Genomic DNA, 19,803 nt, shown 5'->3' with positions numbered 1-19,803 from the left:
TTTTATCAGGAATCCTTGATTTCACGGGATTGGAATTGACTTTAAGAAAGCGCTTTACTATTCTTAGGTCGAAGACATAATCAATATGATGCAAGCGATTGCGTTAAGGAGTGACTGCCATGTTCAAAGAAGCTGTGTTTCACCGTGCGATGTCTCCGTTCGTCTATAAATATGATGAGCGAACAATCCACATCCGTTTACAAACGAAAAAAAATGACGTTGATCGCGTCGATTTGATATGGGGCGATCCATACGATTGGCATACTGAAAATCCGGATGCTGCCGATTGGAACTTCGATCCCTCAAAATCAAACTACTGGAATACATTTGAAACACCGATGAAGCGAAGTGGATCAGATGAGTTATACGATTATTGGTTCATCGATGTCGTACCTCCCTTCCGTCGTCTACGATATGGTTTCCGTCTCCATGACGGTTCAACGAGTCATGTATTCACGGAACGTGGATGGTTCGACGAAAAACCGCTCGATGATACTGGCTACTATTTCTGCGTTCCTTTTCTTAATGCAGTCGACGTATTCACTGCACCAGATTGGGTCCAGGATACGGTTTGGTATCAAATCTTCCCAGATCGCTTCGCAAATGGCGATACGACGAATGATCCAGCTGGTACACTCCCATGGAATAGTACAGCACCGACGACGACGAATCTTTTCGGTGGAGATTTCCAAGGCGTCATCGACCACATCGATTATCTCGTTGAACTTGGTATCACTGGTATTTACTTCTGCCCGATCTTCTTGGCGAAATCGAATCATAAATATGACACAATCGATTACTTAGAAATTGATCCACAGTTCGGTACGAAAGAGAAATTCAAGGAAATGGTCGATTTGTTACACGCACATGGCATTCGTATCATGCTAGATGCCGTTTTCAATCATGCCGGCTTCCACCATAAAGCATTCGCTGACATCCGTGAACATGGTAGTCATTCAACCTATAAAGAATGGTTCCATCTGCGTGATTTCCCGCTCGTGACAGAACCATTGCCGAACTACGATACGTTTGCTTTTGTACCTGAAATGCCGAAATTCAACACCGAGAATGATGAAGTAAAGTCTTACTTGCTCCATGTCGCCCGCTACTGGGTCGAAGAATTCGGAATCGATGGCTGGCGACTCGACGTCGCCAACGAGGTCGATCACGCATTTTGGCGTGATTTCCGTCAAGTCGTCAAGGAAGTCAACCCTGACACGTATATCCTTGGTGAAATTTGGCATGACTCACAGGAATGGTTGCTCGGTGACCAGTTTGACGCCGTCATGAACTATCCATTTACGAATGCCGCTTTGAACTTCTTTGCCTTAGATAAGACTAAAGCAAGCTCGTATGCGAACGATATGTCGCATGTGTTGTTCTCAAACACGATGAATGTCAATGAAGTGACCTTCAATCTAATCGGATCACACGATACACCGCGTGCGTTGACACGTGCTGGGAATAACAAACAGAAGCTTCGTCTTCTCTTGTTATCGATGTTGACGTTCTCGGGTAGTCCCGTCATCTATTATGGTGATGAGATCGGTCTCGATGGCGATCAAGATCCAGGCTGCCGAAAATGTATGCCGTGGGATCCAGAGGAGCAGGATCAGGAGTTATTCGCCTATACACGACACTTGCTACAGCTTCGAAAGCAACATAAGACGCTTGCGAACAAAGGACATATCTCTTTCGTTCACGCGAATGATGAGACGAATACAATCATCATGCGTCGCATGAGCCCGGAAGGATTATATTATATCTACTTCAACAATTCAGATGCTCCCGTTTCGTTGACCGCTCCACAAGCTGGTCGGGGGCTTGATTTATTGACGAACACGCACCAGCAGACGCTTGATGTCTCTCTCCCTGCGTATTCTGGAACGATCGTTCAAGTCTTATAACCATTTAAAAGCCTGTACACTCACCTTCTGAAAAAGAAGTTTTGTGTCCAGGCTTTTTTCTGTATCCGTTCTCCAGGAGAGAAACGAGTTAATGAATGCCAGCGAATTAGGGTATAGGGTACAGAAAGGAGGACATCCTCCATGGAAATTTTCTTTTACGCCGGTCTCATCCTCATCGGCTTATTTACGATCAGTTATTTGAGTGAACGATTCCATGTTCCGAGTATTCTGGCCTTCATCTTGATCGGAATCGTCCTTGGATTTTATTATGACCCTCCCGAAGAGCTGAAACTCGGAGGAGAAGCGGGCATCATCGTCCTGTTCTTTTTACTTGGTCTAAAATTTTCAGTGGCGGACTTGCTGATTCAGCTCCGTTCCATTTGGAAAGCAGGAGTCATCGATATTCTACTTTCGTTTGGTGGGACTATCCTGTTGACCCTATCGTTTGGCTTTTCAGTCGCCGAATCGTTTTTGATTGGCTGTGTCTTATATGCGACGAGTTCTTCGATTTCTGCTCGGCTGCTCGATCGGGAACCGGATAAACATCAGGATGTGAATCGCTTCGTGCTGTCCTTACTCGTCTTCGAAGATTTGATGGCACCAATCCTACTGACGACGGCCCCGTTCGTTTTAGGGACTGAGACGTTCTCGGTAGCAAAAATCAGCATCATCTTTCTCGGATTTGGCTTCTTCTTCATTGCTTTAATCATCATGACGTTATTCATCCGAAGACGGAAACGTCTCGTCGATTCACTCTACCGTCATCCTGATGCCGGCATCGGAATCATCGGGTTAATCTTGTTATTTTCCGGTATCGGTATCTTATTCGGATTGTCAGAAGTACTTGGCGCCTTCATCATCGGTATTCTGTTAACCGAACTGGATGAGACGCGTTATCTTAGACGACTAGTCACTCCGTTCCAAGACTTATTATTACCATTGTTCTTTATCATGTTCGGAATGTCATTCGAGTTGACTGACGGATTACCGATTGATCTATTTTTCTTCGCTCTTGTCATTTGGGGAGTCGTCTCTAAATTCTTAGTCGGTTACCTCGGCGGAAGGTCCTTTGGTTTATCGAATTATCATGCGATCGAATCTGGCTTTTGTCTGGGTCCACGTGGTGAATTTTCGATACTTTTCATCACGCTCGCTAGTGGTGCATTCGTGACGTTGACCGGGATATACATTTTTGTTTCTGCTTTTCTTGGAATTCTACTATTCCGTATCTCTACAGGATTGACGAACCGTACACATGCGACCGCACGAAAAATCAAAAAGAAATTGAATTAAAAAGACGTCGGCGCATCGTGCGTTTCCGACGTCTTTCTTCTATAAAGTATGCTTGATTCATCGTCCGACAAAAACAGGGCGTTTTTTTTCGATGAAGGATTCAACAGCATGGCGATGGTCTTCCGTTTTTCCAGCACGTGACTGATAGATGATTTCTTGAGCAAGCATTTCCTCCAGGTTATTTTCATAACTCGCTGCTTGCAGCTGCTTGATGTACCCGATCACTTTTGTCGGACGATCTGCCAGCTGACGAGCAAACGCTGTGACCTCTTCTACAAATTTCTCTGATTCGATACTTCGTGTTGCTAGGTTGAGCAAAACGGCTTCTTCTGCTGAAATCGTGTCACCGAGTAACGCAAGCTCCGTTGCTTTTGCCGCACCGATTAGCCGGGGTAAGAAATACGGCGCTCCTGCATCCGGGACAAGACCGATATTGATGAATCCGAGCGATAATTTCGCTTCAGCGTGGACGAGCCGGAAATCGCAGGCGAGCGTTAGTGACAAACCGGCACCTGCCGCTACACCATTGATGGCAGCGATCGTCGGTTTTTTCGATTTAGCGAGTGCCCGAACGACAGGATGATAATACTGCTGTAGATATTCACCATGATCGAGCTCAGGCGAGACGGTTTTCAAATCTTGTCCTGCACAAAAACCACGTCCTTCACCAGTCAAGACGATGACACGTACTTCCTCATCCTGATTCGCTTCTTCTAGAGCGTCTGCCAACTCTTCTAGTAAATTCGACGTTAATGCATTCAGTTGTTTGGGTCGAGCTAGCGTTAGCGTTGCGATTTGATCCTTGACGACATAATGCATTTCTCGTTTCATCGGATTCCCCTACCTTTAAAAAATGAATGATTGTTCATTATGATGTATTCGTGATATTTTATGAAAATCCTTTTAAATCTCTTTTTTTTCGATGAAAGACAAAAAACCCTCTTTCATTATGAAAATCGAAGGCGTATAGTTTCAAAAAGATAAAGAAACACTATTCGTTTTATGAAACAAAGGGGATTTATTTATGAAAACAGTCAAGCAACCAAGCTTATTCCACATTACGTGGCCATTATTCATTGAGATTGCATTGCATATGAGCCTCGGGATCATTGCAACGTTGATTTTAAGTTATTACTCGGATAGCGCTGCTGCAGCAGTCGGTGTATCCAATCAAATTTTGAATATCTTCATTATTCTCTTTAACATCACCTCGGTCGGTGCAACGATCATCATTGGTCAGTACCTCGGTGCAAGAAAGACGCAAAACGCTCGTCAAACGGCTCGTTCTGCTTTTGCGATTAACTTGTATACCGGTCTCATCGTTTCTCTGACCGTCGTGTTGTTCGGAAGACAACTTCTTGGATTTTTCTCGTTAGAAGGAGAGACGCTCGTCTATGGCGAAACGTTCATTAAGATCGTTGGTCTATTCCTTTTCTTAGAAGCCATCTCATTGACACTGGGTGCGATTCTCCGGAGTCATGGATTCACTAAAAATGCTATGTACGTCACGCTACTCATGAATTTCGTTAGTGCTTTTGGTAACGTCATCGCTGTTCTTGGACTCTTCGGCATTCCCGTTCTCGGTGTTGCTGGTGTCGCTTGGTCGATTGTCGTCGCCCGGACAATCGCTGTCCTTGTGTTGTTCTTTGTCGTTTACCACAAACTTTCTTTACGTTTTACAGTAAAAGACTTGATTCATTTTAATCGTGAGGATGTGAAACGAATCATGAACATCGGAATCCCATCTGCTGGTGAAGGGATCTCCTATCAATTCTCACAACTCATCATCACAGGATTCATCGCAACAATTGGTGAAGCAGCGTTGTCTGCTCGTGTTTATGTATCAAACATCACGATGCTTTGTTTCCTATTCACGCTTGCCATCGCTCAAGGAACGCAGTTACTCGTCGCACGCCAAGTTGGTGCGCAACAATTTGAACAAGCATATGGACGTGCTGTGAAAACATTGAAGATTGCTGTTTTCGCAAGCTTCATCTCAGCTGTCGCTCTTGCTTCATTCGGTTCATCGATTCTATCAGTGTTCACATCGAGTCCTGAAATCATTGCAATCGGTATCCCACTACTCTGGGCAAGCGTCATTCTTGAACCAGGTCGCGCGATGAACATCGTGCTCATGGGAACTCTTAAATCGGCAGGAGATGTTCGTTTCCCTGTCGCCATCGGTATTCTATCGATGTGGGGAATCGCGGTCGTCCTCAGTTATACGCTTGGTCTTGGTTTCGGTCTTGGATTACTTGGAATCTGGATTGCCTTCTCTGCTGACGAATGGTTCCGTGGCATTTTCGCCATGAAGCGTTGGCATGGACGGAAATGGGTCCAATACTCACTCGTCAAAGGAGAAACACATGAGCAAAACGAACGTCGAGAGGCTTCTGAAGCAGTCTAAGATTGACTTCGAATCCCTCAATTATCCTGTTGATCTTGATGATTTATCTGCTGAAGCCGTCGCTAGAAAGATTAATTACCCCCTTTCGACCATTTTTAAAACCCTTGTTTTGAAAATGGTCGAAAATAAATATGTCTTCGTCGTCATTTCGGGGGAAGAAGAACTCTCTCTAAAGGCAGCGGCTAAAGCATTGCATTCGAAAAAAGTCGCGCTTGTTCCGATGAAGGAGTTAGAAGGCCTGACTGGCTATATTCGAGGCGGTGTCTCTGCAATCGGTGCTAAGAAGAATTTTCAGGTTCTCTTATCGGATCGTGCTATCCATGAACCATTCATCATCATATCCGCTGGAAAACGTGGACATCAAGTTCGGTTGAATCCTCATGATTTTTTATCTTTCACTCAGGGGATTCTCTTTACGAACGGCTGAATTCCATCTCCTAATTATGGTATGATGAGTAGTATCGATGAAGTGGCAGGAGGAATCATTTTGTGGAAAGATCGTGTTCGTAATTCAATACCCAACCTATTTACGTTCGGAAATCTGTATTGTGGTTTTTTAGCCATCGTCATGGCAGCAAAAGGTGATTTTCAAAATGCCACCTTACTAATCGTCATCGCGATGATGCTTGATAGTCTGGATGGACGTCTTGCTCGGATGCTTGGTGTAGCAGGCGACTTCGGAAAAGAACTGGACTCATTAGCAGATATCGTGACATTCGGTGTCGCACCTGCAATGATGGCCTACTATACGTATTTCTATGAATTCGGAGAAGTTGGTTTACTAATCTCTGCTCTGTTCCCGTTGTTTGGCGCATTTCGTCTTGCTCGTTTTAATTTATCGGCAACGAATGTGGCATCTGCTTATTTTTCAGGTGTACCGATTACAGCGGCAGGTGGTATTTTGGCCGTCGTCACGTTGTTTAGCGGACGAATGAACGACTTGATGGTCCCACTCGTCTTTACAGGTCTTGCCTTCTTGATGGTCAGTCGTGTCAAGATTCCAAGTTTTAAAGACATTCCCGTTCCGCGCCATACGTTCGTCATCACCTTTACGTTGCTATACGTGACGTATGTCATGATTGCGCGTAGCAATGAGTGGTCGACGTTTTGGTTCGTTGCTGTTCCGTTGTATATCGCGTTTCTCCTTTTCTCGTTCATCAAAAAGAAGAAGCAAAAACAACATTCAAACGGATGATGATAGGAAGTGGTTCGGTTTCTCTTACGAGAAGCCGGACCACTTTTTTTATAAGACCGCTTCTCCCTCGCTCGTTTTCAAGATATATGGGTATACTTATGACAGAAGCTATTTTGGAAATGGAGGAATGTCACGCATGGAGCAGTTTCATAAACGTCTTTGGATTTTCTTTTCGATTTGGTTCACCATCGGCTTGATCTTAGTCGGTTTTTCGTTACTTCCCCCTTGGCTCGAGTGGGCCAATGCCGTCTTTTTATTCGCTTCCGGCTTATACGCAGCTCTCTATTTTTGGCATGTCTTACCGAAGGGGCGTCTTGTCATCCCCTTCATCTTCTTTGGTTCGATCATCATTGAGTCGATTGGGGTCCATACCGGTTGGCCGTTCGGAACATATCGTTACGAGTCGGATTTCGGTGTCCAATTATTAGGTGTACCGATTACGATCGGGGCTGCATGGCTATCGGTCATGGGGGCGAGTCTCGCTTTCTCCCGTTTGTTCTCGTTTCGCTATAGTACATTGATTCTCGTTCCATTGTTTGCCGTCTGGCTCGATTTAGCGATCGATCCTGTTGCTGCTAACGTGAAATCGTATTGGCTTTGGCAAGACGGTGGCTGGTATTACGATATTCCGACACAGAATTTCTTCGGGTGGTATGGAACGGCGCTCGTCTTTTCCTTTTTCATCAATCGATATCAAGTCAAGGCGACGGATGCCGCACTCGAACAAAACAATCAGTATCTCTTTTTAATGTTGCACACTTTATTCGGTGTAACAGCAGGAGTTGCTGGTCTCTATGGCGTCACTTTGGTCAGCTTAAGTGCATTCATCGTCTATTTCATTGTGAAACGAGGGGTTATCGTTGAAAGAAGCAAACAAAAGCAAATTAGCTGAATCCGTATTTCATACGTATGTCGATCATGCTTTGATCCGACGTCATTTCCACCGTGTCTTATATCGAGCAGACGATTTACCTGTCCCGGGTCTCATGCTTGCTACACACAGTTCTTGGTGGGACGGTATGATTCTTTTTCATTTGGATCAGACCTGTTTCCATCACGACCCCTATGTCATGATTGATCAAGCAGGGCTTGCTCGTTTCCCGTTTTTCTCCCGTCTCGGAGCTTTCTCTGTTGACCGGACATCATTCGCTGATATCAAGACAAGCCTTCATTATGCAAAAGAACGACTTCAAAATGGCAGCAGCGTCTGGATGTTTCCTCAAGGCGAAGAACGTCATCAAGAGGACCGTCCGCTTCGCTTAGCAAGTGGTGCCACACATTTGACGCGTCATACGGATCACGTGTCTCTCGTCGCCTTTTATTATTCATATGGTCATGAACAGCAACCGGACGTCTATATCCGGACGCGTCGCTTTCATCCATTACCTGACGAACGGTCAAGTGCTCAGGCAAAACGACTGACAGCAGAACTAACTGATTTATACGACGACATTCGAGCAGATGCAATTGCGGAACGTGTTGATTTGTATCGCTGTATCTCTACCCGAAGGGAACCACTTCCTGCACGAACGGAGCGCTGGTTACGGGCACTTCGGTCATGAGTTGGTTCTTTCTCTTCTTCGCTCTAGCTGTCTGTCTCTATACATGGATCAATTTAGCTTTTCTACCACGATTAACGGATCCCGTTCAACCAGATAGTCTAGCAATCTGTATCCCGTTACGGAATGAGGAGCGTAATGTACGAAAATTATTAGACGCATTAGAACCTGCTCTGACACCAGGGATGCACGTTTACTTATATGAAGACCGCTCGACCGATCGGACGCGTGAGTTATTGCTCGATCGGATTGGTCAAGACGACCGTTTTACAGTGATTGATGGTCTTCCCTTACCAGCAGGCTGGGCAGGAAAGGTTCATGCATGTCATCAACTCGCGAAACGAACGACAGAGGACTATCTGTTATTTCTCGATGCTGATGTAACACTGACACCTGATGCGATTTGTCGCTTATACGGAACGTTACGAACAGAACGAGCCGTTTTCCTTTCCGGTTTCCCGTCCTTTCCTGTACCGACGTTTCTCGGAAAGTGTTTGATTCCAATGCAACATGTTCTTATCGCGCAACATCTTCCGATTCCGTTTCGCAAAGTGAAGCATCCAGCTTTTGCTGCAGCCAACGGCATGGTCGTTCTCGTCGAACGACACGCGTATGACCAAGTCGGTGGACATGAAAGCATCCAATCGGCTCTCGTTGACGATTTAGAACTTTGTCGTACGTTTAAACGACACGGGTTGACGACGACGCTCGTCGAAGTCGCCCCAGCAGTCTCTTGTGATATGTACGCCACGAACGAAGAAGTCTGGCAAGGTTTTCTAAAGAATGTCTTTCGTGGGATGAACGATTCTTATATCGTCGGATCATACTTTCTACTCTTTTACTTGGTGCAAGCAAGTGTCCTACCTTATCTCATCCTCCACCCATCCTGGCAGATGGGTTTCGCACTGATTCTTCTTTATTTAGCACGATTTCAAATCGATCGTGCGGCACGAATCCGACATGTTTGGTGGCTCCATCCACTGGCGGTATTCCTTTATGTCATCTTGCTAGCAAGTGCGATGATTCGAAGCTTTAGGAAACGGGAAATCACATGGAAGGGTAGGACCTATTCATAAGGAGGAATCAGTAGCATGAAACATATAGCTGTCATCGGAGCCGGTCTTGGTGGACTCAGCGCTGCTATCTCATTAGCAGCAAAAGGATTTCGCGTCACGGTCATCGAGCGCAATACACATATCGGTGGCAAAATGATGCCAATCGTCACAGAAGGACATCGCTTCGATTTTGGTCCGAACACGATCACGATGCCGGAAGTTTTTCAGTCTGTCATTCTTGAATCCGGTGCGGATCCCGATGAGTACTTTACATTCACGAAACTTGAGCGTCATACGGTCAATCACTTTTCCGACGGAAGAACATTAACATTCTCGTCTGGACGCGAAGCGATGCGGACAGAAGTAGATCGTTTCACGAACGGTCAGTTGGCGAAGAACGATATTACAGGTTACCAAGAAGAAGTGGCGAAGTTGTATACGATCGCAAAACAACAATTCTTTACGAATATTGATTCGTATATCCGCCCCTCCCTCTGGCGAGACATGTTGAAAGTGCATCCCTTTCAAAACCTTCATGGGTTGCATAAGCACTACTTTAAGGATAAAGGGTTAATTCAGGCACTCGATCGTTATGCGACGTATATCGGGAGTAGTCCGTATCAAACACCCGCTACCTTCAGTTTAATCGCTCATTTAGAACTAAATGACGGTGTCTACTTCACAAATGGCGGTAATACAGCAATCGCAGAAGGGTTCGCCCGACGTGCAAAAGAACTAGGTGTCGTCTTCCGTCTTGGCGATGAAGTGACACAGATCGAAGTCGTCGATGGACAAGCAACGGAAATTGAATTGAATCACTTGGAATATCTACCGGTTGACTTCGTCGTCATGAACGGTGATTTGTTGACACAATATCCACGTCTGATCTCAGAAACGGCACGACCTGATTTTAAAAATCCGACACCTGCTCAAGTCGAACCGTCGATTTCTGCCTATGTTCGATGTATCGGTCTCTCACGTCGGATCGAAGGGCTGGCTCATCATAACGTCTTCTTCTCTTCGGATTACGAAGCTGAGTTCAAGGCACTCTTTGATGAAAAACGTTACGCTGAGGAGCCGACGATCTATATCTCGAATTCTTCCGTCACAGCACCAGAAATGGGACAAGCGGGTGATAACTTATTCGTGCTCGTCAATGCACCTGCAACGGATACTGGACATGCGATTGATTTTGATACGTATGATCAACTGATCAATCAACGATTGCAGTCCTTTGGGATTGATATTTCGTCCGATGTCGTCTTCGAGCAACGGGTCACGCCACAGGATATCGAACAAACCTTCTTTGCCTATCACGGCTCATTGTATGGCTTGTCATCCAATGGCATCCGGTCGTCTTTCCTCCGTCCGAGCAACCGTTCAAAGAATGTTCACAATTTGTTTTTTGCCGGTGGATCAACGCATCCTGGTGGTGGTAGTCCAATGGTGACGCTTTCAGGAAAACTAGCAAGTGAACGAATCGTCTCTGCTGTCGCCGCTACCCTGTGAACGTTATGTGAATTGCATATCAATCACTTGTACGGACAACTAAGATTTGATACGATTACTTCGAGTTCAAGAGGTAGTGATTGACCCCACATCCTCAATCAAGCGCAAGGTGACTTCCCCGAGTCAAGAGCGTTGAAGAACTTACTTTTTCTAACCAGCGAAATCAAATGGGACCCACCCATTTCATCACGTGACTCATCGTGTGTCCATTCGCATGACTTACGACGTTCCCCCTTAGATCGTCTCATCCGTTTGGTCCACAGATAGCTCGATAAAGAAAAGACCATCCCCGTGGTCGAAACAGACCTATCTCGTAGTCCAGATGTTCGCTCTGGTGTAGAAGTAATCTGAGACTCCCCGGTCTCAGACCATAGAAAAAAGACCTTGGTCCCCGCCAAGGTCTTTTTTCTATGGTCATGTATTAAATCGTAGCAAGTAACTTCATTTTTTGCCAACGGCTGACGTATGCCCGTTTTGTAAAGACGTCATAGTGATTATCCCGCGCTGCATCGAGTATACCACGGTACAGGAAGGCAGCAGCCTTAAGAGCACGCCGACTCTCTCGTGGATACCGTTCAAACGATGGAATCGCCGCGTCATACAGATGCTCTGCTCGAAGTGCAACCTCTTCCCAGAGACCGATGAAGTCTCCTGAAGGACGACCAGCGAGTAACGACTCCGCTGTGACACCGTATGTCTCCATCCATGAATGAGGCAAGTAGATACGGCCGCGTTTTGCATCTTCACCAACATCTCGTAAAATATTCGTTAATTGCATCGCGATTCCAAGATCGATAGCAGACTTACGGAGATCAGGCTGTTGCGGTGCAAGGATGGGCAACAACATCAAACCGACCGTACTCGCTACGTAGTAGCTGTATTGCTCTGTCTCTTCAAGCGTCTGATAACGATTTTTCTCGATATCCCAACGCATCCCTTCCGCGAGCTCAAGGAATGGTGTCTCATCCATTTCATAACGTCCAAATACGTCTGCCAACGCAATCCATAACGGTTTATCTAATACTTCGCCATCACGGAATCGTTTGAATTCATTCAAGAAAGCTAGTAAACTCTCTTTCGGCGTATCCGACTCATCGACGGTATCATCGAGGAACCGGCAAAATGTATAGATGGCATAAACAGCTTGTCGATCTGCTTTTGGTAAGAGTGAAAAGGCTTTATAGAACGTCTTAGATCCGGACTGAATGACTTCCTCACATTTGATATACGCGTTCTGGATCGTCACTGAATTCATGTTTCCACCCCATCTCTTGTTCCATTCGGTTTACGAGTATCGTTGCGCCCATCATGACGACTGGTACTCCTCCACACGGATGCACCGATGCACCGACGGCATATAATCGATCGATATCCGGATACGGTTTTGCCTGTGTCTTTAAGGCAGCCGATTGGCGAATCGTCGGCGCAATCCCAAAACTACCTCCCTGATATAATCCAAAGGCCTGTGCATCATTCGGTGTACGAATCTTCATTTCTTGTATCTTTTCCCGGAATCCCGGATGATGATGCTCGATTTTTTCAAGTACAGTCTCAATGAAGTCTACTTCTTCATAATCTTCTACACCATAGCCTCGCGGAGAAGGAATTAATGAGTAGACGACACTATCGTCTGTTCCTGTTAAGCTACGGTCAATCCGACTCGGATGGAACAGATAGACTGCCGGATGTTCTGGTAATCGTCCTTTTTTAAAGATATTCGTCATGAGCGGTTCCAAGTCGTTTGGCATCAAAAAGCGATGCACCGGTAAATCGACTTTCCCTTTCATCTTGAAATACAGCAGTAGCGTACCGCCTGAAGGCGTATAGGTCTTAGGTTGTTTACCTTCTACAAGACGTTCCATCAATGGAAACTCTCCGTTTAATACGATTTGATCGAATGCTTCCTGTGTGCCATCTTGTAAGACGATTTCCTTCGCCTGTCCTTGGTCGATGACGATTCGTTCAACGGGTGCTTCGAAGACGAATCGGACACCACGTTCGACTAATGTGTCGTACATGCGTTCAGCAAGCGAGAAATAGCCACCTTTTACATACCAGACACCTTCTGCTTGTTCCCGGTACGGAATCAAACCGTAAATCGATGGTGTTGTATAAGGGTTTCCGCCGATATAAAATGTCGGAAAACTGTATGCCATGCGCAAATATTTACTCTTGAAGTATCGCTTCAAATGGTCATGTGCAGTCTCTAGAGCATGCATCTGTAATAATGGACGCATCATGTCTGGGTGCAACAACTCCGTCTTCCGACGATAACCACGTTCTAAAAATTTCGATACACTCGTCTCATAATCCTTTTCTTTTTGATGCATGAATTCATAAAATCCACGACCTTCACCGAATTGACGTTCGATCGCGATCGCTTGATCCACGACATCGGCTACTTTCGTAACGACCGTACCATCGTCGAAGTGAAGGTCATACAATGGATCGACCCGTTCAAGTTCTACTCCCGTAACTCCGGCTTCTGCCAACTGCTCTTTTAACTTGCCTGGCATCAGAACGATCGTCGGACCTTCATCGATGCGGCCACCCGATTCAAAATCGACGGATCGTAATCGACCACCGACATGCGCTTCTTTTTCAAAAATCGTAATCTCGACTCCAGGATGTCTTGCTGTCAGCAAAAGCGCTGCATGCAGTGTACCGACACCGGCTCCTACGAATCCTATCTTCATGTCCGCACCCCTTCTTTTTTGAGCACGAGTTCTGCCGTAATACGCGCGGATTCGAAAATCGTCGGTAATCCGCTACCCGGATGTGTGCCACCTCCGACGAGATACAGATGATCGAGCTCTTCAAATTGATTATGCGGTCGGAAATACATCATCTGTGTCAACTGATGACCGAGATTGAATGTCGCGCCTTGATGAATCCCCATCGCTTCCCAGTCGTCTGGCGTGAACATCTCTTCGACTTCGATTGCCGCTTCAATCCCTTGATATGGTGAACGCGTTTCAAGAGCGTCCAGAACACGGCGACGTAGCTTCGGTCCTTCGATCGACCAATCAAGTTCCGAGTAATTGTTCGGTACCGGCACTAGGACATACATAGCAGACTTGCCTTCAGGTGCTAGCGTTGAATCAATCACGGATGGATTTTGGACATAGAATGAAAAGTCATCCGACAATTCTAAAGTCTGCGTCATCTCGCGAACGTTTTTCTCATAATCCTCTGCAAAGTAAATCGTATGGTGTGGTGCATCGAACGTCCGGTTGACACCAAGGTATAACATGAACGTCGAACACGAGAATTTTTTGCGGTCAATTTTTGGTCGGGACCATTTTTTCAAAACCCCTTCCGGCACCAGATGATTCATCGCATGTGCGAAATCGGCGCCGATGATGACTTCATCGAATAACTCATGTTGACCTGACTCGAGGATGACTCCTTCGACAGCTTTTCCGTTTAAAATCAATTGTTCGACGCCCGCACCCAACTTTACGGTTCCGCCTAGCTCCTCAATCGCACGTTGCATTGCAAGCGGTACTTGATGCATCCCACCAATCGGATGGTGGACACCGTAAGCATGTTCCATGTAAGACAAGATCGAAAAACCACCCGGACATTCCCAAGCTGACATGCCTAAGTATTTCGCTTGGAATGTAAAGGAATACTTCAATTCTTCGCTCGTGAAGTAATCGGATAAAACATCATAAAGCGATCGTCCGAGCGATAGGCGTGGCAGTGCCGTTAAGACACGCGGTGATAAGTAATCCGTCAGCCGATCGTGACGTGTCTGTAAGATTGGCATGAGTTTTCCAAGCTTAAGTGCTTGCTCTGCCATGAAACGATCGTACCCTTCTCCGTTTCCAGGAAATTGTCGTTCGATTGCCTCTTTCATCCGGTCCCGATCCGTCGTCATCGTAAACTCCTCTGTTCCTCCTTTGAAATAGAGTGTATACATCGGATCAAGTGCCTTTAAATCTAAATAATCTTCTAACCGAAGACCGACTTCGTGAAAAACGTTTTCTAAAATATGCGGCATATTAAGGAATGTTGGTCCTCGATCGAACGTATAGTCACCTAGCTTGACGGCAGAAGTTCGTCCACCGACTTGCGTTTGTTTTTCGTAAACGGTGACGTCTACTCCTTTTCCTGCTAATAACAAGGCACATGCAAGTCCCCCAGGTCCTGCTCCAATCACTGCTACGCGTCGCTTCACCCAAATCTCTCCTTTTTATCTCTCATCGTTTCAACTATTATACTAAGCACATAGTAAAAGCAACAAATTTAAACTGTCTTCCAACTGTAAAAACGCCAGACTTCGCTTAGGAAGTGGCGTTTGCAGTGACGATATACCAGGCACCTTCTTTTAAGAATGGTGTGATCGAAATGTTTTCAAACCCAGCTTTCGTTAGATCTTCTTTCAATTCTTCCTTACTTGGTAATGGATACAGATTCTCATGCAACGTCATGAAGGCATTGAATGCTGCTGAGAAAGGTGCACCATGTGAACTGTCACGTAATGGTGTGACGAGAATGACTGTTCCATCATCCTTGACGAAACGACGAACTCCTTTTAATAGTGCAAGGCGTTCCGGTTGCGGGAAGTAATACAAAATATTATTCATCATGACACCGTCATATGTCTCTTTCACATCAAACGTTTTGATGTCTCCAACGACAAAATCAATCTCTCCGCTCGTATCTCGTCGTTTTGCTTCTGCGATGACGGATTCTTCAATATCGATTCCGGCAAGTCGTAAGTCCGGCAATGCCTCATGGATTTTACGGAGATACCCACCATAAGCACAACCAATATCAAGTAGTGAGGTCAGATTACGACTCCGAATGATATGGCGTACTGCTGGGAAAGCAACCGTCTCAACGAGAGCTGAAGTTTCAGCTACGATGTCTCCATGTTCCTCTCCATTAAAAGTCTTTTGTTGACCCTCTTCTAAAAATTGAGGATAAGAGAATAATGCTGGCAAGTGCAACTCCATCATTTCCGATAACATGAATCCGATACTCCGATCGTCTGATTGAGAGAGTTCCGGAAGAACATGGCGAGTCGCTGTATAGCGTAAATCTTTTTTCTTCAAGTGACCGACTGCAACGCCGACTTCGAACCAGCGGGATAACGCTTCCTGTGTCAGCGGACGCTGCATCCGTAGCTGTGCCTCTGCTTGTGTTGCTCCTGTTTGAAGAGCATCGAATAATCCATATTTATAACCGATATACCCATGCCAAAGTGGTAACACCGGTTCTGCGCGTTTCATCCATTTTCGTGCTCGGAAAACTTTCGTCCATTCCTTCAACTGTGCCACAAGCGTTCCCCTCTCTACTGTTTAATACATCCCTTTTCCCAAATAACAACCACTTGTAAACAAAAATTACTAACGAACATGACAAAAAGAGTCCTTTTCAACCTATGAGGTCGAAAAGGACTCTTTGATCCCGCATGAACTTAGAAGAATTTCATACCGTATGGGAGTGAATAGCCTAGGAATACTGTCACAAGGACGAGCACGATGAATCCGATGACGAAACCGGAATAAGCTTTTCCTTTTTTAAGTCGAACAAGTGTCAACTCTCCGAAGATGAGCGATAGTAAGCCAAGTGTAATCTTCGCATGGTAGAGTGGGTCTGGATTTTCAGACATCCCCATAATTTTGATGTACAGATAAAGACCTGTCGCGAACGTCAATAAGAGCAACAGACGGAACGCCATATGAATCCCTTTTGCAGCTTTTTTGTTGTTCTTGTACATCGAAAAAGCGACGAAGAACGTAACCAATAAAAGTACCCAAAGTAAGACGTGTGTGTGAACGAATGCTGTGATTGGCATTTCATTTCCTCCTTTCTTTTCCTATTTCATCGTATCTGATTTCAGGACGAACACCTAGTGTTATTTTGTTGATATATGGTTTTTTCAGGAGATTGTCACATGTGTAGACTGGACAAGTGGGAATTTGACGGTAAAAAGACTACCTTCCTTCACGACTGACTCGACATGAATTTCTCCACCATGACCCGTGACGATTTCCTTACAGATAGCTAGTCCTAGACCAGTCCCACCAATTTTTCGACTATCCGAGTTATCGACGCGATAGAACTTTTCGAATAGACGACTCAGCGATTGTTCTGGAATCCCGATTCCCTCATCTCGAACTTGAAGAATGACTTGATCAAGTGATGTCGTGAGTACGACATCGATCGCACCACCAGATGGTGAATATTTCACCGCATTATTCAATAAATTATTGAGCAACTGTCTGATTTTTTCTTCGTCTGCTTCAATGACAGGCAACTGATTTCCCTCGTGACGGAACGTAATCCGATGAGCCTGTGTCGAAGCCGCATAAAATTGTGTCGTTTCTTCAGCAATCGTATAGATGTTCACGGATGCTTTTTTATACGATTGTGTGCCCGACTCCATGCGCTGGACATCTAAGAAATCATTGACGAGATTCGCAAGACGTTCCGTTTCGGAATGGATCGTCCGCAAATATCGATCTTGGCGCGACTCTTCGATGTCTCGGTTGAGCATGAGTTCTGTAAATCCGTAAATCGAAGAGAGTGGCGTCCGAAGTTCATGAGAGACAGTTGAAACGAGTTCTGATTTCAAACGATCCATTTCAGTCTCTTTCGTCACATCACGCATGACGAGCATCGTTCCTTTATGTACGTGATGGATGTGGATCACCTCGACATAAAATTGAATGAATACCGTTTCGTTTCGAATCGAGAACTGTAAACTATCAGTCGGTAATTCTCCACGCAGAACTGCATCAACATAACGGCTAAAGACTTCTGGTTCGTCGACAACGGATCGAATGACTTCTAAGCACGTTTGCAATGTCTCCTGTTCAGTCTGGACACCATAACGTAATTCCGGGAATAAATCGTATAGTGGTCGATTGACGAAGACCTCTTCTTTACCCGGTTCAAGATAGATGACGGCCTCTCGAATCGAATCGAGAATCCGCTCCGTCTTCGTTTTCTCTTTCGTCATCTCGTCAAACAGCCGCATCCGTAAAAGCGATAGCGATAATTGGCGGGAGAAGGACATGACATCACGCATCTGTTCGTTCGTAAACTGATCGCGGTAACGGACAAGGTAGATGTACGCAATGATATCATCTGCAGTGGGGTCGAGAATCGGTACAGCTGTTTCGTACATATAGTACGGATATGGCAATGGATGATTGCTTGCGACTTGTTTAGAAGAATGAACAGGTGACTTTAGTGACTCAGCTCGTTTTAAGAGAGACGCATCGTTTTGAAGCAGCTGTTCTGCCAATTCATCCGTCATTCCATACGTAACGACAGAATAACTATCTTCTTCATCAACAAATACTAATGCACCAATCTCAGAATCCGTGATCGTGACGAGCTTCTCGATGATTTCCGGATAAGCAGTCAACGACTCACGCGCCGCGAGCGTTTCTGTCAAATCATTCCGATACTGCAGATGTTGCTCATTCCGCATCGTCAGCTCTAATGCTTCTTCGAGTTCTTCTTGCTGTGCTTGTAATTCTTCCTGCTGTGCTTGCAATTCTTCCTGTTGCGCTTGTAATTCTTCATTTTTCGCTAATAAATGCTGCTTGTTCTCGGAAATCGAACTTGCCATCTGATTGAAGGATAACGCCAGAATTCCGATTTCATCTTTACGATTCGGTACTTTGACGCTCGAAACATCTTCACCGTTCGCAAGCCGTTGACTGTTCTTGACGAGAGATAATAATTCCATCGTGATGCGGCGGATAAACGGATAAATAAAGAAAATCAAGACGGCAAGTAAGACGACGATATTCGCTAACCAAATCAGCTGTGTCGTCCGGATTTCCCGTTCCAGTTGGTCGCTCGTCCGTTGTGCCCAATCCTCTAAAAATTCACGATAACCGCCGAGTGCTAGCTCGCTCTTATTGATTTCCGAGAGTACATCAATGTTTCCTTGAGCATCTAATTGAATCTTACCTTCAGCTAATAATCGCTGACCAAGTGGCAGTTCAGCAAGTGTTGTTCCTTTTAAGAAGGATTCCGTGACATCTCCAGATTCTTTCGCTTCGACATACGATTGAATAAGCGGCAAAATCGCATCGAAATAATAACCATACAATTCTCTCGAGGACTGGGCGAATGCCTTTCCTTGATCATAAATCGCATTTTTTTCGAACCATTCTGTTTGCTGATCAATCTTATCTTGTTGAGCCATGACTTGATTGTATAGATCACCATTCCCCATCAAGGCATAACCGCGCATGTTGAACTGGACATCCTGCCACTCTTCCCATAAAGCACCCGCACGTGCACTCCGGTCACGGATATCTTCTAATTTCGCCCGAGTCGCCTGCAGTTTCGTATCGGTGTAGTTGTAGACGATCAATGATGAAATCATCAATGTAGCTAATACGACATAAAAGGAGGCCATGAGTTGACGTCCGATTTTTCGATTAATCCACTTGGTGATCACTCAGTATTCCTCCCACGACATCAATCAGTTCTAACGGACTAAAGGGCTTCGAGAAAAAGTAATTCGCTCCGATTTCTTCTGCTCGTTCGCGGTCTGATTGTTGACTTTTAGCCGTCAACATCATGATTTTTAAGTGTTGCTTATCTGGATGTTGTCGGACTTTTTCGATGACTTCAATCCCTGTCATTCCAGGCATCATGTAATCGAGTAAAACGAGATCATACTCAGCGTTCATGATTTTTTGATACGCTTCGTCACCGTCCGTCGCTTCGTCAATCGTATATCCTTCATCTTCTAGTGTATCGAGTACTAACATGCGTAAGACATCTTCGTCTTCTGCTAATAAAATACGCGCCATCTATTAAAACCTCCCAAAATTATCCATCATCAAAGTGACATATCTTCTTTATTTTACACAGTTCCTTCACAATAAGAAACGGA

At 45.3% G+C, this 19,803-nt stretch carries 17 protein-coding genes; 9 read left to right on the top strand and 8 right to left on the bottom strand.

Annotated features, from left to right (window positions below):
* Window positions 1-119: 119 nt before the first annotated feature.
* The gene (locus tag U719_RS03865) at window positions 120-1,907 is read left to right on the top strand and encodes a glycoside hydrolase family 13 protein (RefSeq protein ID WP_023467406.1); all 1,788 of its coding nucleotides are present in this window, start codon (window positions 120-122) and stop codon (window positions 1,905-1,907) included.
* Between the two features lie 141 nt (window positions 1,908-2,048).
* Window positions 2,049-3,200, top strand: coding sequence for a cation:proton antiporter (locus U719_RS03860; RefSeq protein WP_023467405.1), 1,152 nt, complete (start codon window positions 2,049-2,051; stop codon window positions 3,198-3,200).
* A 57-nt stretch (window positions 3,201-3,257) separates the two neighbouring features.
* Here U719_RS03860 and U719_RS03855 read toward each other — a convergent pair whose 3' ends face one another.
* Window positions 3,258-4,031 carry an enoyl-CoA hydratase/isomerase family protein gene (locus U719_RS03855; protein ID WP_023467404.1) on the bottom strand — a complete coding sequence of 258 codons (774 nt, stop codon included), beginning with the start codon at window positions 4,029-4,031 and terminating at the stop codon, window positions 3,258-3,260.
* Between the two features lie 193 nt (window positions 4,032-4,224).
* Between U719_RS03855 and U719_RS03850 the strand changes: the two genes are divergently transcribed.
* From U719_RS03850 to U719_RS03820, 7 genes are all read left to right on the top strand, one after another.
* Window positions 4,225-5,607: an MATE family efflux transporter gene (locus U719_RS03850; RefSeq protein WP_023467403.1), complete on the top strand. Its 1,383-nt coding sequence runs from the start codon at window positions 4,225-4,227 to the stop codon at window positions 5,605-5,607.
* Window positions 5,567-6,034: an aminoacyl-tRNA deacylase gene (locus U719_RS03845; protein WP_023467402.1), complete on the top strand. Its 468-nt coding sequence runs from the start codon at window positions 5,567-5,569 to the stop codon at window positions 6,032-6,034. Before U719_RS03850 ends, U719_RS03845 begins: the two co-directional genes overlap by 41 nt.
* A gap of 21 nt (window positions 6,035-6,055) precedes the next feature.
* Window positions 6,056-6,802: a CDP-diacylglycerol--serine O-phosphatidyltransferase gene (pssA, locus tag U719_RS03840; protein WP_174316042.1), complete on the top strand. Its 747-nt coding sequence runs from the start codon at window positions 6,056-6,058 to the stop codon at window positions 6,800-6,802.
* Between the two features lie 136 nt (window positions 6,803-6,938).
* The gene (locus tag U719_RS03835) at window positions 6,939-7,694 is read left to right on the top strand and encodes a carotenoid biosynthesis protein (protein WP_023467400.1); all 756 of its coding nucleotides are present in this window, start codon (window positions 6,939-6,941) and stop codon (window positions 7,692-7,694) included.
* Entirely contained in the window at window positions 7,663-8,364 is a 702-nt protein-coding gene (locus U719_RS03830) for a lysophospholipid acyltransferase family protein (RefSeq protein ID WP_023467399.1), read from the top strand. The genes U719_RS03835 and U719_RS03830 overlap by 32 nt, the downstream gene beginning before the upstream one ends.
* A complete protein-coding gene (locus U719_RS03825; RefSeq protein ID WP_023467398.1) occupies window positions 8,361-9,437 on the top strand; it encodes a glycosyltransferase family 2 protein in 1,077 nt (358 codons plus the stop codon). Before U719_RS03830 ends, U719_RS03825 begins: the two co-directional genes overlap by 4 nt.
* A 15-nt stretch (window positions 9,438-9,452) precedes the next feature.
* A complete protein-coding gene (locus U719_RS03820; protein WP_023467397.1) occupies window positions 9,453-10,925 on the top strand; it encodes an NAD(P)/FAD-dependent oxidoreductase in 1,473 nt (490 codons plus the stop codon).
* Between the two features lie 421 nt (window positions 10,926-11,346).
* Here U719_RS03820 and U719_RS03815 read toward each other — a convergent pair whose 3' ends face one another.
* From U719_RS03815 to U719_RS03785, 7 genes are all read right to left on the bottom strand, one after another.
* Window positions 11,347-12,180, bottom strand: a complete 834-nt coding sequence (locus tag U719_RS03815; RefSeq protein WP_023467396.1) for a phytoene/squalene synthase family protein — start codon at window positions 12,178-12,180, stop codon at window positions 11,347-11,349.
* The gene (locus U719_RS03810) at window positions 12,140-13,621 is read right to left on the bottom strand and encodes an NAD(P)/FAD-dependent oxidoreductase (protein WP_023467395.1); all 1,482 of its coding nucleotides are present in this window, start codon (window positions 13,619-13,621) and stop codon (window positions 12,140-12,142) included. Before U719_RS03810 ends, U719_RS03815 begins: the two co-directional genes overlap by 41 nt.
* The gene (locus tag U719_RS03805) at window positions 13,618-15,108 is read right to left on the bottom strand and encodes an NAD(P)/FAD-dependent oxidoreductase (protein ID WP_023467394.1); all 1,491 of its coding nucleotides are present in this window, start codon (window positions 15,106-15,108) and stop codon (window positions 13,618-13,620) included. Before U719_RS03805 ends, U719_RS03810 begins: the two co-directional genes overlap by 4 nt.
* Window positions 15,109-15,214: 106 nt before the next feature.
* Window positions 15,215-16,165 (bottom strand): trans-aconitate 2-methyltransferase, encoded by a 951-nt coding sequence (locus U719_RS03800; RefSeq protein ID WP_217448943.1) that lies wholly within the window; start codon window positions 16,163-16,165, stop codon window positions 15,215-15,217.
* Between the two features lie 188 nt (window positions 16,166-16,353).
* Complete coding sequence (locus U719_RS03795) at window positions 16,354-16,734, bottom strand: DUF1516 family protein (protein ID WP_023467392.1); 381 nt, start codon at window positions 16,732-16,734, stop codon at window positions 16,354-16,356.
* Between the two features lie 84 nt (window positions 16,735-16,818).
* Window positions 16,819-19,362, bottom strand: a complete 2,544-nt coding sequence (locus tag U719_RS03790) for a HAMP domain-containing sensor histidine kinase (protein ID WP_023467391.1) — start codon at window positions 19,360-19,362, stop codon at window positions 16,819-16,821.
* Entirely contained in the window at window positions 19,343-19,720 is a 378-nt protein-coding gene (locus U719_RS03785) for a response regulator (protein ID WP_023467390.1), read from the bottom strand. Before U719_RS03785 ends, U719_RS03790 begins: the two co-directional genes overlap by 20 nt.
* Between the last annotated feature and the right edge of the window lie 83 nt (window positions 19,721-19,803).

The sequence above is a fragment of the Exiguobacterium sp. MH3 genome (genome assembly GCF_000496635.1).
Lineage (GTDB): Bacteria > Bacillota > Bacilli > Exiguobacteriales > Exiguobacteriaceae > Exiguobacterium_A > Exiguobacterium_A indicum.
The sequence above is the reverse complement of the archived record's forward strand: the minus strand, read 5'-3'. Positions and strand labels throughout refer to the sequence as shown.

What these genes read in the sequence shown, in the direction of transcription:
- U719_RS03865 (WP_023467406.1), top strand. Translation starts at nt 120, where the DNA reads ATGTTCAAAGAAGCTGTGTTTCACCGTGCGATGTCTCCGTTCGTCTAT.
- U719_RS03860 (WP_023467405.1), top strand. Translation starts at nt 2,049, where the DNA reads ATGGAAATTTTCTTTTACGCCGGTCTCATCCTCATCGGCTTATTTACG.
- U719_RS03855 (WP_023467404.1), bottom strand. Translation starts at nt 4,031, where the DNA reads ATGAAACGAGAAATGCATTATGTCGTCAAGGATCAAATCGCAACGCTA.
- U719_RS03850 (WP_023467403.1), top strand. Translation starts at nt 4,225, where the DNA reads ATGAAAACAGTCAAGCAACCAAGCTTATTCCACATTACGTGGCCATTA.
- U719_RS03845 (WP_023467402.1), top strand. Translation starts at nt 5,567, where the DNA reads ATGAGCAAAACGAACGTCGAGAGGCTTCTGAAGCAGTCTAAGATTGAC.
- pssA (WP_174316042.1), top strand. Translation starts at nt 6,056, where the DNA reads ATGATGAGTAGTATCGATGAAGTGGCAGGAGGAATCATTTTGTGGAAA.
- U719_RS03835 (WP_023467400.1), top strand. Translation starts at nt 6,939, where the DNA reads ATGGAGCAGTTTCATAAACGTCTTTGGATTTTCTTTTCGATTTGGTTC.
- U719_RS03825 (WP_023467398.1), top strand. Translation starts at nt 8,361, where the DNA reads ATGAGTTGGTTCTTTCTCTTCTTCGCTCTAGCTGTCTGTCTCTATACA.
- U719_RS03820 (WP_023467397.1), top strand. Translation starts at nt 9,453, where the DNA reads ATGAAACATATAGCTGTCATCGGAGCCGGTCTTGGTGGACTCAGCGCT.
- U719_RS03815 (WP_023467396.1), bottom strand. Translation starts at nt 12,180, where the DNA reads ATGAATTCAGTGACGATCCAGAACGCGTATATCAAATGTGAGGAAGTC.
- U719_RS03810 (WP_023467395.1), bottom strand. Translation starts at nt 13,621, where the DNA reads ATGAAGATAGGATTCGTAGGAGCCGGTGTCGGTACACTGCATGCAGCG.
- U719_RS03800 (WP_217448943.1), bottom strand. Translation starts at nt 16,165, where the DNA reads ATGAAACGCGCAGAACCGGTGTTACCACTTTGGCATGGGTATATCGGT.
- U719_RS03795 (WP_023467392.1), bottom strand. Translation starts at nt 16,734, where the DNA reads ATGCCAATCACAGCATTCGTTCACACACACGTCTTACTTTGGGTACTT.
- U719_RS03785 (WP_023467390.1), bottom strand. Translation starts at nt 19,720, where the DNA reads ATGGCGCGTATTTTATTAGCAGAAGACGAAGATGTCTTACGCATGTTA.